This is a genomic window from Sphingomonas sp. BT-65, from assembly GCF_026107375.2.
Taxonomy (GTDB): Bacteria; Pseudomonadota; Alphaproteobacteria; order Sphingomonadales; family Sphingomonadaceae; genus Sphingomonas.
In genome coordinates this window covers 187,809-203,740 of the sequence record NZ_JAPCIA010000003.1, presented here as the reverse complement: position 1 = coordinate 203,740, position 15,932 = coordinate 187,809, and the positions used below count along the sequence as shown (strand labels likewise).

Annotated in this window: 5 protein-coding genes; 2 read left to right on the top strand and 3 right to left on the bottom strand. The window is 64.5% G+C overall.

What is annotated here, in order from left to right:
- Positions 1-5: 5 nt before the first annotated feature.
- Together OK349_RS19100 and OK349_RS19095 are read right to left on the bottom strand one after the other, a co-directional pair.
- Positions 6-1,262, bottom strand: a complete 1,257-nt coding sequence (locus OK349_RS19100; RefSeq protein WP_265119509.1) for a sugar MFS transporter — start codon at positions 1,260-1,262, stop codon at positions 6-8.
- Positions 1,252-2,085: a class I mannose-6-phosphate isomerase gene (locus OK349_RS19095; RefSeq protein WP_265119508.1), complete on the bottom strand. Its 834-nt coding sequence runs from the start codon at positions 2,083-2,085 to the stop codon at positions 1,252-1,254. The genes OK349_RS19100 and OK349_RS19095 overlap by 11 nt, the downstream gene beginning before the upstream one ends.
- A 217-nt stretch (positions 2,086-2,302) precedes the next feature.
- On the opposite strand from OK349_RS19095, the gene OK349_RS19090 reads away from it, so the two are divergent.
- Entirely contained in the window at positions 2,303-3,667 is a 1,365-nt protein-coding gene (locus OK349_RS19090) for a sugar porter family MFS transporter (protein WP_265119507.1), read from the top strand.
- A gap of 6 nt (positions 3,668-3,673) precedes the next feature.
- On the opposite strand, the gene OK349_RS19085 is transcribed toward OK349_RS19090, so the two are convergent.
- Positions 3,674-4,915 carry an ROK family transcriptional regulator gene (locus OK349_RS19085; protein WP_265119506.1) on the bottom strand — a complete coding sequence of 414 codons (1,242 nt, stop codon included), beginning with the start codon at positions 4,913-4,915 and terminating at the stop codon, positions 3,674-3,676.
- A gap of 319 nt (positions 4,916-5,234) precedes the next feature.
- Here OK349_RS19085 and OK349_RS19080 point away from each other — a divergent pair, with 319 nt between their 5' ends.
- On the top strand, positions 5,235-15,920 hold the full coding sequence (locus OK349_RS19080) for a putative toxin (RefSeq protein WP_265119505.1): 10,686 nt from the start codon (positions 5,235-5,237) through the stop codon (positions 15,918-15,920).
- Positions 15,921-15,932: the final 12 nt, after the last annotated feature.

Genomic DNA, 15,932 nt, shown 5'->3' with positions numbered 1-15,932 from the left:
GTGCTTCAGTGCGGAGAAACGTCCGGCGCCCCCGCCCCTGCCACCCGCGCCGCACGCCAGCCGAACAGTGCGATGACGAGGTAGCAGGCCACCGGCACCAGAAAGGCGAGGAAACGGCTGCCGCTGGCGTCGGCGACGTACGCAAACAGCAGCGGAACGAACGCCCCGCCGACGATCGCCATGCACAGCAGCCCCGATGTCGCCGATGCCGGTGCGGTCGAGCGCTCGATCGTCAGCGAGAAGATCACCGGGAACATGATCGAATTGAACAGCCCGACCGAGATCGCGAGCACCCCCGCCGCCGGCCCGCTGATCTGGCTCACGGTCAGGCACAGCAGCGCCGCGGCGATGGCGGCCGCCGCGAGCAGCGGCCCCGCGGGCAGCCGGTAGAGCAGGCCCGACCCCACGAACCGGCCGATCATCGCGCCCAGCCAGTAGAGGCTGACAAGGCTGCCCGCCTCCACCGCGCTGATCGCGAACACGTCGGGCTGCTCGAGGAAGTTCACCATCGCGCTGCCGATCGCGACTTCGGCGCCGACATAGAGGAAGATCGACAGCGCCCCCGCGAGCGCCCAGGGCGAGGCGAAGGCGCTGGCGACGCCGGCGCTCTTTTCGGGCGGCGGCGCGGCGGCCGTGATCTCGTGGCGGACGCGATAGAGGAACATCGCGAGCACGCCGATCACCACCGCGATGAAGACATAGGCGACGTCGATCCGGCCGAGCGAATAGGCGATCTTCGCCTCGGTCACCGGCCCTGCTTCGAACAATCCGCCCTGCAGCAGCGTCCGCGCGGCCAGATACGGCGCGACGACCGTGCCGAGCGAGTTGAACGCCTGGCTCAGTACCAGCCGGAAATGCGACCGCTCGGGGCGCCCGAGCGACGCCGACAGCGGATTGGCCGCGACCTGCAGCAAAGTGATGCCCGATGCGATCACGAACAGGCCGACCAGCACCATCGGATAGGCGCGCACCACGGTCGCGAGCGGCATGATCAGGCAGCCGACGATCATCGTCGCCAGCGCGAGGATGATCGAATTGGCCGCGCCCACCCGCCCCATGATCGCCGCTGCCGGCAGCGAGACGACACCATAGGCCATGAAGAAGGCGAACTGGGTCAGGAAGCTTTCGGTATCGCTGAGCGCAAAGATCGCCTTCACCGCGGGGATCAGAATGTCGTTGACCGCGGTCACCGCGCCCCAGACGAAGAACAGCATCGTGACGTAGGCGAACGTCCAGGCAGTGCCCGATCGGCTATCGGTCATTCGATTGTCCTTCCAGGGGGTAGGCAAGCAGCAGGTCCGCATCGGCATCGGCGGCGATCTGCGCGGTACCGGTCAGCGCGAGGCATTCGCCTGCCTTGAAGGCGACGCCATCGGCCAGCCCCTCGCCCGCGACCGGGATCAGCCACGCGGTACCGTCAGCGGGGACCGCAATCGTCCAATCGCCGCCGGGAAACCGCTCGAGCGCGAACTTCGGCCCGTCGACAAGGATCGCGCTGCCGTCATCGACGCGGGCGGGCGACCGGTAGGGCGTGTAGGGCCGCGCATCAGCAACGGCGACGCCATCGTCGAGATGCAGCTCGCGCGGGCGCCCATAGTCATAGAGCCGGTAGGTCGTCTCGCTATTCTGCTGCACCTCGATCAGTGTCAGCCCAGCGCCGAGCGCATGCACCGTGCCCGAGGGGACGTAGAAGAAGTCGCCCGCCTTGACCGGCTTCCAGTCGAGCAACTGTTCGATGCTGCCGTCGAGCGCCGCTGCGCGCAGCGCCGTCTTGTCGACCGGCGTCTTGGTACCGAGCGCGATCGTCGCGCCGGGTCCGGCATCGAGGATCAGCCAGCATTCATCCTTGCCGCGCGGCAGGCCGCGGACGTGCGCGTGTTCGTCATTGGGATGCACCTGCACCGACAGCTTTTCGCTGGTGAACAGATATTTGATGAGGAGGTCGGGCGCCGTGTCGCCGGGCGCCTGAAACCAGATCTCGCCGACCGGCTCGCCATCCGCCGCCGAATCGCCGAACGGGGCCCGCAATTGCCGCCGCCCCCACGGTTTTTCGACGCGATGGGTCGCAAGCAATGTCGCTGGCACCAGCCCCTCCTTACGCTTCCCGCCCGCCATTGCGGGTCAGGCGATGCCGGAAGCACCCGCGCAGCGCGATGCACCCGATGTTTGCAGCCTGCCTCGCCCGCACCGTCGGCGTCAAGATAATAACTAAAATTAATTTATTTGATCGAAATCGCGTTTGTGGCATGCCCCGTGGAAGACGAGGACGGGCACCGATGCTCGATCCCGCGGGAGAGGTAGGATGACAGGCACGCCCGAGCGCGCAGCTTCTTCTGGCGCCGAGGCGCGCGGCAGCGCACGCCGCGGCGTCCTCGCCGCCGCGATCGGAACGGCGGCACTTGCCGGCTTGTTGTTCGGTTTCGACACCGCGGTCATCGCCGGCGTGACCGGCGACCTGACCGCCCTGTTCGCGCTCACGCCCGAAACCCTCGGTATCACCGTCTCGGCGGCGTTGTGGGGTACGCTGGCCGGCGCGCTGTTCGCAGGCAAGCCAGGCGACGCGTTCGGCAGCCGCGACAGCCTGCGCGTGCTCGCCATCCTCTATTTCGTCTCGGGCCTCGGCTGCGCACTGGCGCCGAGCTGGCCTTCGTTCCTCCTCTTCCGGTTCATTTGCGGGCTCGCGATCGGCGGCTCCTCGGTCCTTGCGCCAGTCTATATCGCCGAGATCGCGCCGCCGCAGCATCGCGGATTCCTCGTCGGCCTGTTCCAGCTGATGATCGTCACCGGCATCCTCGCCGCCTATCTCAGCAACGCGGCGATCGCCGGGCTTATTGACGGCGAGACCGCCTGGCGATGGAAGCTCGGCGTCACCGCCGCCCCTGCCCTGCTGTTCTTCGGGCTGCTGTTCGCGATCCCCAACAGCCCAAGGTGGCTTGTGACCAAAGGCCGCCGCGGCGAAGCGAGCGAGGCGCTCGCCCGGATCGGCGAGTCCCCCGCGGCCGAGCTCCACCACATCGAGCAGGCACTCGAGCGCGATCCGCCTGGCGAGAAACTGTCGTGGCGCCGCCATCGCCGGCCGATCCTGCTCGCGATCCTTGTCGCGATGTTCAACCAGCTCGCCGGGATCAACGCAGTCCTTTATTATCTGAACGACATTTTCGCGCGCGCCGGTTCGCTGTCGCCCGATCGCCAGGCGGTGTTGATCGGTGCCGCCAATCTGGTCTTCACGCTCGTGGGCATGGCGCTGATCGACCGGCTGGGGCGCAAGACGCTGCTTCTGATCGGTGCCGCCGGCATGACTCTGTGCCTCGCCCTCGCGGCGGGCGTGCTGTTCGGCGCGGTCGATGCGCGCCTGATGCTGCCGGCGCTGATCGGCTTCATCGCCTTCTTCGCCACCAGCCAGGGCGCAGTCATCTGGGTCTATATTTCGGAGATCTTCCCGACGCCGGTCCGCGCGCGGGGCAGCGCGCTCGGCGCCGGCACGCACTGGCTGATGAACGCGCTGGTCGCAGGGATCTTCCCGATCATGGTGGCATGGTCGCCCGGAGCGCCCTTCGTCATCTTCGCCGGGGCAATGGTTCTGCAGTTCATCGTGGTGGCGGCGGTCTTCCCCGAAACGCGGGGCGTCGACCTCGACGAGATGGATCGCCAGATCAAGGAGCGCTAGGCGCGCCTAGCGCCCCGCCTGCATCAGGATCGATTCCGACGGCAGGACATGGTCGAGAAAGGGAATGATCGCCGCGCCGATCGCCGACGCATCGTCGGATGCGCCCGCACGTTGCACCGGCGCCACCACGGGAAGCTTGTGCCCCGCCATCCGTGCATTGAGCCGCTCGACGAGTCCGTCGACCAATTTGCCCGGCAGCCGCCCGCCAATCAGAATGGCGGCGGGGTTGATCAGGCAGTTCACCGCGATCAGCGGCTGAACGAGCGCATCGGTCGCATCGTCGAGCCATTGGAGGATCACCGCCTCCTGCCCGGCCGGGCCGTCGATCAGCGCTTCGGGCCGGTTCACCTCATACCCTTGCGCCTCCAGCCGCGCGTAGAGCGCCGATAGCGAAACCGTATCCTGCACATTCACGCCTTCGCCCCGTTCGGGATCGGGCATTGCCCAGATCTCCCCCGATCGGGAATTCGCGCCGCGAACATAGCTTCGATCGATGACCAGACCACCCCCCAGCCCCGCGCTGATCAGCAGGTAGAAGAAGCTGGGATGCGCGATGCCATTGCCAAGATGCACTTCACCGAGCGCTGCCGATGCGGCGTCATTGTCGGCATGAAGCGGCCAGGGGAGCACTTCGCGGAGCAACGCGCCAAGGTCGATATCGTCCCAGGCATCATATTCCTTCGGCCGGTGCGGCAGCGAAATGCGCCCGAGATCGTCAGGGAGCGCGACCCCGACACCGAGGATGCGGTCCCGGTCGATCCCGCCTTCATCGAGCAGTCCGGGCAGCATCTCTCGCACATAATCGACGACCGTTTCCGGCAGCGCGAAGGCGATCTCGCGCGTATGGCGGCTGCGGATCTTCCCCGCGAGATCGAGCGTCACCAGCGTGATGTGATCGCGGTCGATGTTGAGCCCGATCGCGAAGGCGCCATCCGGATCGATGACGATCCGCATCGCCGGCTGGCCCCGCTTGCCTTGCAGCCGCCCGGCCGGCTTGACGAGGCCCAGATCGATCAGCCGCTTCGTGATGTTGACGATCGTCGGCGGCGTTAACCCGGTTACGCGCGCCAGATCGCTTCGCGTCGTCTCGTCGGTCAGGCGAATGGCCTGGAGTACGATCCGCTGGTTATAGTCACCCGCCCGTTCGAGATTCGTACCCGAAAGACTGAGGGTCAGCCGGGCATCTCGCGCCTCGATTCCACCCTTTGTCGTCTGCCGCTGATCAAAAGCTGGAAGATTGGGCGGCATCGGTGGATGTTCTCCGAGTTGTCCATATGCCCGAGGACTGTGAACGGACTGAAGCCCATAAAGATGAGCGCTTTAATAAAGCGATTTTCGATAAAGCGGAGTGGAGTCTTCGAGTCAATGGCGAGCGGCGTGAGCGACGGTCTTCACGCGGCACATGACGCTTGGCGTCGCTGATCGGCCGCCTTAGATTGATGCTCGCAGGGACGGCCCACAAGCGCTTGGTCCGGAAGCCCCGGCAAAAAATCCTAAACACTTCGCCGATTCCCCCGATCTCTAGCTCAGACGGCTGGTTGCAGCCTGACGACATGGGGGATCTCCAATGGTTGCGATTTTCACCGGAGCAGGCACGGGCTTCGAGCGTGGATCGGGGAGCGTGCTCGGCGCGGCCGGGCTGCTCGGCGCGGCGGCGCAGGGGCGCGGCGGCGACAACATCTTCCTCAACGCGGCCAACGGCAATCTGATGATCAGCCGCCAGGACGAGTTTCTGGCCGGCCGCGGCCCCGATGTCGGGATCAACCGCGTCTACAACAGTCTCGGCAACATGTCGGACGACAATGGCGACAACTGGCGCCAGAGCATGGATCGCGCGATCAACCCGCACGGGCCGGTCAACGACTGGGGCGGCACGGTCGTCCGTCGCGGCGGGGATGGGTCGGAGGTCACCTATAGCTGGAACGGCTCGGCCTATGTCGCGACCGACGGCGCGGGTGGCTACGACACGATCACGTTCGATGGCTCGACGTGGCTGTGGCGGGACGGCGACAGCCGCGTCACCGAGACCTATGAGTTCGCGCCGTTCGGCAGCTGGCGCCGCATCCTCGGGCAGACCGACACCAGCGGCAACAGCCTGACCTTCACCTATAGCGGCGCGAATCTGACGCGGGTGACCACCGCGAACGGGGAATATACCGACTATGGCTGGTCGGGCAGCAACATCACCCAGATCGCCACCGGCTATGTCGACGGCGGCGTGGCGAAGACCCTCACCCGCACGCGCTACGGCTATGACGGCTACAACCGGCTGACCAGCGTCACGGTGGACGAGTCCCCGAACGACAACGACATCGCCGACGGCAACAGCTATGTCACCAGCTACACCTATCACGGCGCGTCGAAGCTGGTGGCGACGATCACGCAGAGCGACGGGTCGAGCATCGCGTTCACCTATGACGGGTCGAACCGCGTCACCTCGATCGCCCAGACCGTGGTCGATGGCGTCACGCGCACCACCACGATCGCCTATGGCTCGGGCATCACGACGGTCACCGATCCGCAGAACCAGACGGTCACGCTGCACTATGACGCCAACGGCCAGTTGATCCGCGTCACCGCGCCGCCGGCGAACGCTGGAGCGCCCGCGCAGACGGTCGAGTTCGGCTACAACGCCAATGGCGATCTGATCCGCACCACCGATGCCGGCGGCAAGACCACCAGCTACACCTATGACGCATCCGGCAACATGCTCACCCGCAGCGATGCGGTCAGCGTGGCGATCCAGAGCGGCACCAACGGCACCGCGACGCTCCAGCCCGACGGCAGCTACCGCATCACCAAGACCGGCGGCAACTACGGCTCTTACGACGCGCAGGTGCAATCCTCACAGGGCATCTCGGGCGACTTCGTGTTCCGGATCCGGCCGCTGCAGGCCAACCAGTATCTGATGGCGGGGGTATCGCAGAACCCCAACGCCTCGACTCACTACAACAACCTCGATTTTGCGATTGAGGCGGCCAGCAACGGCCAGATCTATTATTGGGAAAATGGCAGCGGCGGGGCACTGACCAGCTATGCGCCGGGCGATAACCTATGGATGGTGCGCACTGGCAGCACGATCAAATATTATAAAGGGGCGACGCTCGAGGCGGCTAAGGCAGCCGGCTCGCTTCGTTCGGTTTCCGGCGTGTCGGGCACCTTCTATGCCGATGCCGCCTTCTACCAGCCGGAGGCGATGGCCGATGTCTCGCTGACGCCGACCTCGCTTGCGGAATCGTTCAACGTCGTCACCAGCACCTATAACGACGCCAACCAGGTGCTGACCGAGACGCGCACCGGCTCGGACCGGGATTCCGCCGCCGCCAGCCACACGACGCGCTACGTCTATGACAGCAGCAACCGCCTCGTCTATGTGGTCAGCGCCGAGGGGCATGTCACCCGCAACTGGTATGACGGCAGCGGGCAGCTCTATTGGACCAACAACTTCCCCGATCATCTTTACGATGTCAGCGGGCTGTCGCCGGCCACCGACATCTCGCAGGCGACCCTGGACAATTGGAGCGCCACGCGCGGCGACACCTCAAGCGCCCAGATCAGCTACATGACCTTCGATAACCGCGGGAATCTGACCGCGCTCCGGCAGGCAACGCAGAATCTCCGCTATGATTCGATGGGCTATGCGGAGGGCTACCACGACGAATATTTCACCTATGATCAGGCCGGACAGCTGCTGAGCCGTCGCACGGGTTCGCAGAACAGCGAATTTGTCGCCTATGACGGCCTCGGGCGCGTCACCTCCTCGACCGACATCAACGGCGGCACGACCAGCATCCTCTTCTATGACGAGCTCAGGCAGACCACCGTCGTCACGCTGGCCAACGGGCTCGTGCAGACCTCGACCTACAACAAGGCGGGCGAGCTCATCAGCTTCCAGGAAGGCGGCTCCTACACCATCGGCGGCACGGCGACCTATGCCTATGACCAGAATGGCCGCCTGCGCATCGCGACCGACGCCACCGGCGTCACACACTATTATCTCTACGATCAACTCGGACGGAAGACCGCCGAGGTCAACGAATTTGGCGATCTCATCGAGTATCGCTACGATTCGCGTAATCGCCTGGTCGCCACCGCGCGCTATGCCCTAACGCTTACCACGGCGCAGATCGCGCTGATCGGCGATACCAGTTCGACGATCGACGTGGCAGCCATCCGACCGGCCGACCACGGCTACGATATCTGGACCTGGCACGTCTACGATGCAGACGGCCGGGTGCTTCAGGCGATCGATGGCGATGGGTCAACCACCAGCTACGAATATGATGCCTCGGGCCAGTTGGTGCGGAGCACCGAATACTTCAACAAGCTGTCGGCCGGGCAGCTCGCGGCGTTCCGGGCTGCGTCGCCGACGACCGGCGTTCTTCCCGCGGCGGATCCGAAGGACGCCGTCTCGCGCATCTTCTACGACAAGGATGGGCGCACGCTCGGCACGCTCGATGGCGCGGGCTATCTGACGCGCATCGCCTATGATCGTGCGGGCCAAAAGGTGAAGGAGGTCGCCTATGCCAAGGCGACCGATCCCGCGCTGCGTGCGAATGGCACCTTCCAGCAGCTGAGGGAAAGCACCAACCCCAATCCCAACCCGGCCAATCGCGAGACCAACTATGTCTATGACGGCCAGGGCCTGCTGCGTTACGAGATCGACGGGCTCGGCTACGTCACCGAATATGGTTATGAATCCGACCTCGACTGGGGCTCGATCGGCCTGGTTCGCAAGGTAACTACCTACGCGGCGCCGCTCACCGCCTCGGTCTTTCGTTATGCAGATGTGAAGGCGGCAATCGCGTCAGCGGGCCTCGCCAGCAACGCCGCCAACCGCACGAGCTGGGCGGTCTACGACACCGCCGGGCGGGTCGCCTATGCGATCGACGCGGGCGGCGCGGTCACCGGCTACAGCTACGATAATCTCGGCCAGGTCACCAAGCAGATCCAGTATGCGACCACCCGCACGACCAGCTCGCTGCCGACCCAGGCCGACATGGACAGCTGGGCGGCCGCCAACCCGGCGCTTACCGACCGGGTCACGCGCTATTATTACGACGCGCGCGGCCAGCTTCGCTTCACGATCGATGCCGAAGGTTACATCACCCGTACCGACTATGACGCCGAAGGGCGGGTTGCGTTGCAAGCGCGCTATGACGCCGCGGTGTCGGCTACCGATAGCTGGGCGATCGCCGACGTATTCAACGCGCTCGGTACTTCCGCTTCGATCCGTCATTTCTACTACAGCTCCGCCGGCCAGCTTATCCAGGAGTATAACGGCGAGGGCGAGCGGAAAGACTACACCTACTGGGCGACCGGCAAGCTCGCCCAGGAGGTCATCGACTATGGTGGCGCGGACGAGGCGCGCGTCCTCCACGTGTATGACGCTGCGGGACGGGAGTCGCAGCGCTACGACGCCTATTTTTCGGCCGACCAAGTGCTCACTCAGTTCGCCTATGACGGCCTTGGCAACCTCACCTCGGTCACCGATCCCAACAACCGCACCACCACCTACACCCACGACAAGCTCGGCCGCGTCCTGACGCAGATCAATGCCGCATCGGGCACGGTCAGCTATCAGTATGACGCCTTCGGCAATGTCGTGCGCACCACCGACGAGCGCGGCAACTCAAGCTACAATTACTACGACAGCTATGGCCGCGTGATCGCTTCGCGCGATGCCGAGGATTATGTCACCGAGACCAGCTACACCGCGTTCGGCGAGATCGCCACGGTCACCCGGCGCTACAACAAGGCGAATAACACGGCCTCCGTCGATGTGCTGCCGACCTATGTCGCGGTCACGGCGGATGCCACCACCGCGTTCACTTATGACAAGCTCGGCCGCGTCACCAGCACTACCGATGCCGAGGAGAAGACCGAATACAGCGCATATGATGCGTTCGGGAACCTAGTGCGCCGTGAGAACAAGCTCGGCGGCGTGGTGCACTACAGCTACAGCCGGCGGGGAGAGCTGACGCATGAATATGTCGTCGCCCCGGTTTACGATAGCGCGGGCAACCAGACCGCATCGACCTTCTATCGCTACGTCAATTACTACGACGCGCGTGGCAATCTAACTTATCAGATCGAGGGTTATAACCTGCCCGAACAGCGCGACACCGCGTTCGCCTACGACAAGGCCGACCGGCTGATCTCCAAGTCGGGCGGGCAAGTGGAAACGGGCCTCTCCGGTGTGCCCGTGATCCCGGTCGAGACCTATGCCTATGACAATCGCGGCAACCTGATCGAGACCGTCGATCCGACCGGCGCACGCATGCTGTTCTATTATGACGATCTCGACCGCAAGGTGGCGCAGATCGACCCAACTGGGGCGGTGATCGCGTACACCTATGACGCCGCCGGCAACCTCACGCGCACCCGCGCCTATGACACGCAGGTCACGCTGCCGGTCGCGGCGGGCGGGGCCGTCGCCCTGCCCGGCGGCACGTGGCGCGAGACCAACTATGTCTACGACAACCTGCACCGCCTGACGTCGAGCTACGTGGAGGTGGGCGCGACCGGTCATTGGGACGGGTCGGTGTTCGTCACCCAGACCGGCGCGGCGTTCACCTATTACGAGTACAACGCGGCCGGGAACGTCATCAAGACGACCGATCCCAACGGCGCGACCGTCTTCTCCTATTACGACAAGCTCGGCCGCAAGACCGCGCAGGTCGACCAGGAAGGCTATCAGACGAGCTGGCTGCTCGATGCCGAAGGCAATGTGCTCCTCGAGCGGCGCTTCGTGACGCAGGCTGGAAGCGTCACGACGAGTGCGCCGCCATTCGCGATCGGCGCCACTGCAGTTGCGGGCGATCGCATCACCAGCTTCACCTATGACGAGCTTGGCCGCCGCCTCACCGAGACCCGTGCCGGGGTCGAAGCCTGGTCGATCGATCCCGCGACCGGCGTGCTCACCGCGGCCAATGGCAACGCCACCGTCACCTATACCTACAACGCGCTCGGCCAGGTCGAGACCAAGATCGAGGCCAATGGCGACACTACCACATACACCTATGACAATGCAGGACGGCTGACCAAGGAGCAGCGCGCGTCCTACATCGATCACACCGGCGCGCCCCCCGTCACCCCCGAGCTGCGCTATTACTACAACGGGCTCGACCAGCTCACTGCTACCCGGCAGATCGGCAAGGGCGGCGTAAACGGCGACCGCCTCACGTCCAGCACCTATGCCGATGGCAGGCTCACCTCCTCGACCGATGCCGCCGGGTCCACGCGCTATTACCACTACGACGCCGCCGGTCGACTTGTTGCCGAGCGCTACGCGCGCCTTCTGTCGAACGGCAGCTCGATCGCCGAGGCGGTGTTCTACGAATATGACGCCGCCGGCCGGGTAATCACCCAGACCCATGCCCGCCACGACGGCACCGGCTGGACCCACACCGAACCCTCGGGCCAGGCCTATGACGCCACGCGCCTGCGTTACAACGCCCATGGCGAGCTCACCGGCCGCGGCATCACCGCCGGACACACCACCGCCGCAGTCTATCAGGAGACCTATTTCTACGATTCAGACGGCCATCTGCGGCGCAGCAACGCCGGGGACGGCGTGGACAAATACTTCCTCTACGACAAGGCCGGCAACCAGACGCTGACGCTGGTCTCCGAAGGCACCGAAAACCTCACCGGCATCAACTTTACCGATCTGGTCGATTCGGTCGCCTACGGCATCGACACCAACATCCCGGGCATCGCCGCGACCTTCACCGTCTACGACAAGCGCGGCATGATCACACAGACCCGCGAACCCGGCCGCCAGCTCTCCGCCGGCGGCGCGGAGGTCACCATCACCCGTGCCCGCGCCTACAATGCGTTCGGCGAAGCGATCTCGGAGACCGACGCGCGCGGCTACACCACCACCTTCGCTTACAATAATATCGGCCGGCTGATCACCAAGACCTCGCCCCAGGTCAGCGTCACCGCCGAGAACGGCGCCGTCTCGACGGTCAACCCGATCGAACATTACCGCTACGACATCGCCGGCCGCCTGATCGGCACAGTCGACGCCAATGGCAACACGCGTGCCCAGGCGCTCCTCGCCGGCACCGGTCACGGCGGCACCGAGGCGCTGGTCACGCACGCGTTCAATGCCGACAGTGCGGACGGCGACGCGCTGCCGGACGATAACGGCGTCTTCAAGACCTTCTACGATGTGTTCGGCGACGCCCGCATCCTGCGCAACCAGCTCGGGCTGGACGAAACGCGCACCTACGACGCCATGGGCCGAGCGATCTACGTCACCCGCCGCGGCGGCGCGCTCACCGAGTCTTTCCTCTATGACGGTTTCGGCCAGCTCATTGCCCACGCCAACCCCCTTCAGGGCTGGGCGACGACCGACTATGACGCCCAAGGCCGCGTCGTTTCCTCCACCGCTTTCGGCGGCGAGACGACCATCACCAGCTATGTCTGGAACGACAGCCTTGCCACCACCGGCCTCGGCACCTTCGGCGGGTGGATCCAAACCACCAGCGTCGACGCGGATCGTGCCTCGGGCAGCGACTATATCTACGCCGCGGTCCAGCACACCGACATGTTCGGCCACACCATCGCGCGCACCGACAAGGGCGGCCAAGCCTATAGCTATCAGTTCGACCGCGCCGGGCGTGCTATCACTGAAACGAGCACGTGGGGACGCAACACTACCTACAGCTACTATAACACCGGCCAGATCCGTGAGATTGCCTCGGGCGACACGCCGGTGATGAACACCGACTGGTCGCGCAAGGTGGCGAGCTACGAATATGACGCGCTCGGCCAGCTGACGCGCGAGAAGTTGGTGAGCGAGGTCGCAGACTATCAGGAAGAAAGATATGTCTGGATTCGAGATCCCGGCACCTCGCCCGATACGCCCGATGGCGAAGGTCCAGGCTATTGGGATTGGGTGCCCGAAAGTTACAATGTCCAGACGCAGACATTGCAGGATGGACGCGCCGAATACGACTCGCTGGGCCGCATAACCCGCTATCGCGACGTGGCGTCCTATGGCGGCGCCGACAATGTCGACAAGAACTGGACTTACGACGCGGTCGGCAACGTCCGCTCGATCACCACCACATATCTGCCGATACTGGCCAACGGCGGGATCTCGGGCACCGCGACCACGCAAGCCTATTGGTATCGCTATGACAGCATGAACCGCCAGGTCACGACCAAGGGGACGTTCGTCGGCACCGCGGGATCCGGGACCATTCAGCGCGGCGGCACGGGCACCGACATCACCTATGGCGCCGCGGGCCAGCGGGCGACCGCGGAGACTGGTTGGAACGCGCAGGAGAGCTACGGCTACAACGCCACGGGCCAGCTGACCTCGGTGGTGATCAGTGGGGTGACCCGCGCGCAGACCAGCTATGACGCAGTGGGGCGGGTCTCCAGCTATGCGGAGTACAACGCCTCGGGCGTCGCGGTGCATAGCCGCCACGGCATCGTCTACGATCCGCGCGGGCTGGTGCTGGCGGAGAAGACGGCAACCCGGCAGGGATCGGACACGATCTACACCCACACCGTCAACTATTACAGCGCCACCGGCTCCGGTCCGGGCCATGCGACGATCACCTGGTCGGGCCAGACGGGCAGCGCGAGCGGCAACCTGCTCTATTACAGCGAGACCAAGAACTGGAAGAACGGCAGCGCTTCGCCGGTCTATGGTACGCCCGGTAACTACTCGCAGGCCGATCTCGATTTTGCGGACGCCTACACCAGCCAGTCCTATGAGTGGCGCGACGGGGCGATGCAGACGAGCGTCACGCTGGTCAATCGGGACGGCACCAGCACCTCGGCCTATGACTATGATCGCGACGGGGCACTTGAGTCCGTCAATATCACCGGCGGCACGCGCCCGCGCATTATCAACTACTCGACCAACCTGCAGGGCCAGATCATCAACCGCAGCGAGTGGGACTACAACTACAACCAGAGCGACCCGCGCAGCCGCACCTACATGTTCGGCGGCCGCCAGATGGGCGTGGTGGGCAACGACGGCACCGGCAATGTCGACTATGCCGCATCGATCGCCGAGCGCACGGCAACGCCGGGCAACGGCGCGTTCCGCAATGGCGCCACGACCGGCACGATCCACGCCGATTTCGACGCCAACTTCACCGCGTTCAACGGCGGCACGGTCAGCGAGGGCCCCTCAAGCTACACCGCCAGCGCGGGCGAGACGCTGCAGTCGATCGCGGCGCAGCTGTGGGGCGATGCTTCGCTGTGGTATAAGCTGGCGGAGGCCAACCCCGGCCTCGGCGCCGGCGCGCTCGCCGCAGGCACCCCGCTCACCATCCCCGGCGGCGTCATCGGCAACCACCACAACGCCGACACCTTCAAACCCTACGACCCCGCCGAGGCCATCGGGAATACGTCGCCCAACACCCCCAAGCCGCCCAAGAAGAACAATTGCGGTGTGGTCGGACAGATCATCATTGCGGTGGTGGCGATCGCGGTGACGGCGATCGCCACCGGCGGCATCCTGGCGGCCGCCACGGGCAAGGCGTTCGGCGCAGGAATCGGCGCGGTGCTCGGCACCTCGGCAGGGGCCGGCGTCTCGGTCGGGTTTGGCACCGGCCTCGCGGCGGTAACGGCCGGCGCGGCGATCGGCTCGGCGGTCAGCCAGGGCGTCGGCATCGCCACGGGCATCCAGGACAAGTTCAACTGGGGGGCGGTCGGGATGGCAGCGCTCACCGCATTCCTGGGACCGGTGCCGGTCGGCAACATCGCGGGCAGCCAGTTCCTCGGCAATGTCGTCGGCGGCGCGCTCACCAGCGCGGCCACGCAAGGCGTCGCGCGGCTGGTAGGCCTGCAGAGCAAGTTCGACTTCGCCGGTGTCGCCGCGGCCGGGATCGGTGCGGGCATCGCCGGCGCGGTCAGCGGCGGGTTCAAGCCGGCGCGCAGCGCGCTGGCGGCCAGCGGCCAGCAGCTCGCCGCCGGCACCGCCCGCAGCCTCGCCAGCGCCGCCACCCGCTCCCTCGCCACCGGCACCAGCTTCGGCGACAACATCATCGCCACACTACCCGATGTCATCGGACAGACCATCGGCGGGATGATCGCACGGAGGATGGCGGGAGTAAGGGACGGCACGGGGCGTCTCTCCGGTGGAAAAGCTCAAGAATCGACAGCAGACGCGATCGCTACGGAGGCCGCAAAGCTGGATGCTATGGGGATTCCGTATGCAATCGAAGGCGAAGGAGCCAATGCGCGCATTAGGGTCGCCAAGGGGACCGTCAATGAGGTGCTTAGCACATCAGGAGCTGGCTATAATTCTGGATATGATGTCGAAAATGTCACGCATGCAGCCTCTGTGCAAACGGCGAACTCCAAAGGCCTGTCCGGGTTCGTCAGCTATGCTGAAGACGGCGGCACCTACGGCGCGTTCTCCAGCGTTTGGGTGGGGAATCCTGCCGATGGCGCAATCAGGATCGTCTTCCGGCAAGGGGGAGATGGCTATGTGTATCACGGGGGGGTTGATAATATAACTCAACTCAGTTTGACTGTTGCCTATGGAGAATCCGGCCTTGCAAGTAAGATCGTAGCAGAGAGTATTGCGCAAAGGCTTTCAGGATATTCGCCTACGCAGTTCGTCAATTCCTACACGCCTTCAGTGTGGAGCGACTACAGGAATGCGGTGTTAGGCAGGCAGCACGATGCGTACAATCTTTGGAATGCGGGTGGCTTGGGGTACGTAGCCGCTGTCCCGACTTGGCTCACTTCGGCCGCTACCGGTGCATCTGATTTGGCGTCCTCCTACTATCGAGGACGAAATGGTTGGGTCGCACCGTTCGATAAGCAGACCACCGACATTACAGGATTTGTCGTTGGCGCTGGCGGAACAATGGCAACGAAGCTTGGCCGCGTAAGTAACGCCGCAGAGGCGGTAACGGCTCATTCGTTGCCTGGCGAACTCGGCCACGCTGGCGAGGTCGTAAGTGCTGAGGTAACAGGGCTTCCCAAAAATACCTTACGGATTCCATCGGCCTCGGGAGCCAAAGGTTATCGTATTCCGGACCACATGGAGCCTCTGGATCAGCTATACATTGCGGAAACAAAGAACGTTAAATATCAAACTCTTACATCTCAGATTCTGGATGATGTGGCGCATGTGAATCGAAGCGGGTATCCCGGTCGAGTGGATGTGATTATCGATAGCAGAACAACCATCAGTGGGCCGTTGCTTCGAGAACATCTGAATCCAGGAAGTCCGATTAAGATTAGAACTATGGACCTTAATCGCCGTTAACAAGGTGAGGCA

What these genes read in the sequence shown, in the direction of transcription:
- OK349_RS19100 (WP_265119509.1), bottom strand. Translation starts at nt 1,262, where the DNA reads ATGACCGATAGCCGATCGGGCACTGCCTGGACGTTCGCCTACGTCACG.
- OK349_RS19080 (WP_265119505.1), top strand. Translation starts at nt 5,235, where the DNA reads ATGGTTGCGATTTTCACCGGAGCAGGCACGGGCTTCGAGCGTGGATCG.
- OK349_RS19085 (WP_265119506.1), bottom strand. Translation starts at nt 4,915, where the DNA reads ATGCCGCCCAATCTTCCAGCTTTTGATCAGCGGCAGACGACAAAGGGT.
- OK349_RS19090 (WP_265119507.1), top strand. Translation starts at nt 2,303, where the DNA reads ATGACAGGCACGCCCGAGCGCGCAGCTTCTTCTGGCGCCGAGGCGCGC.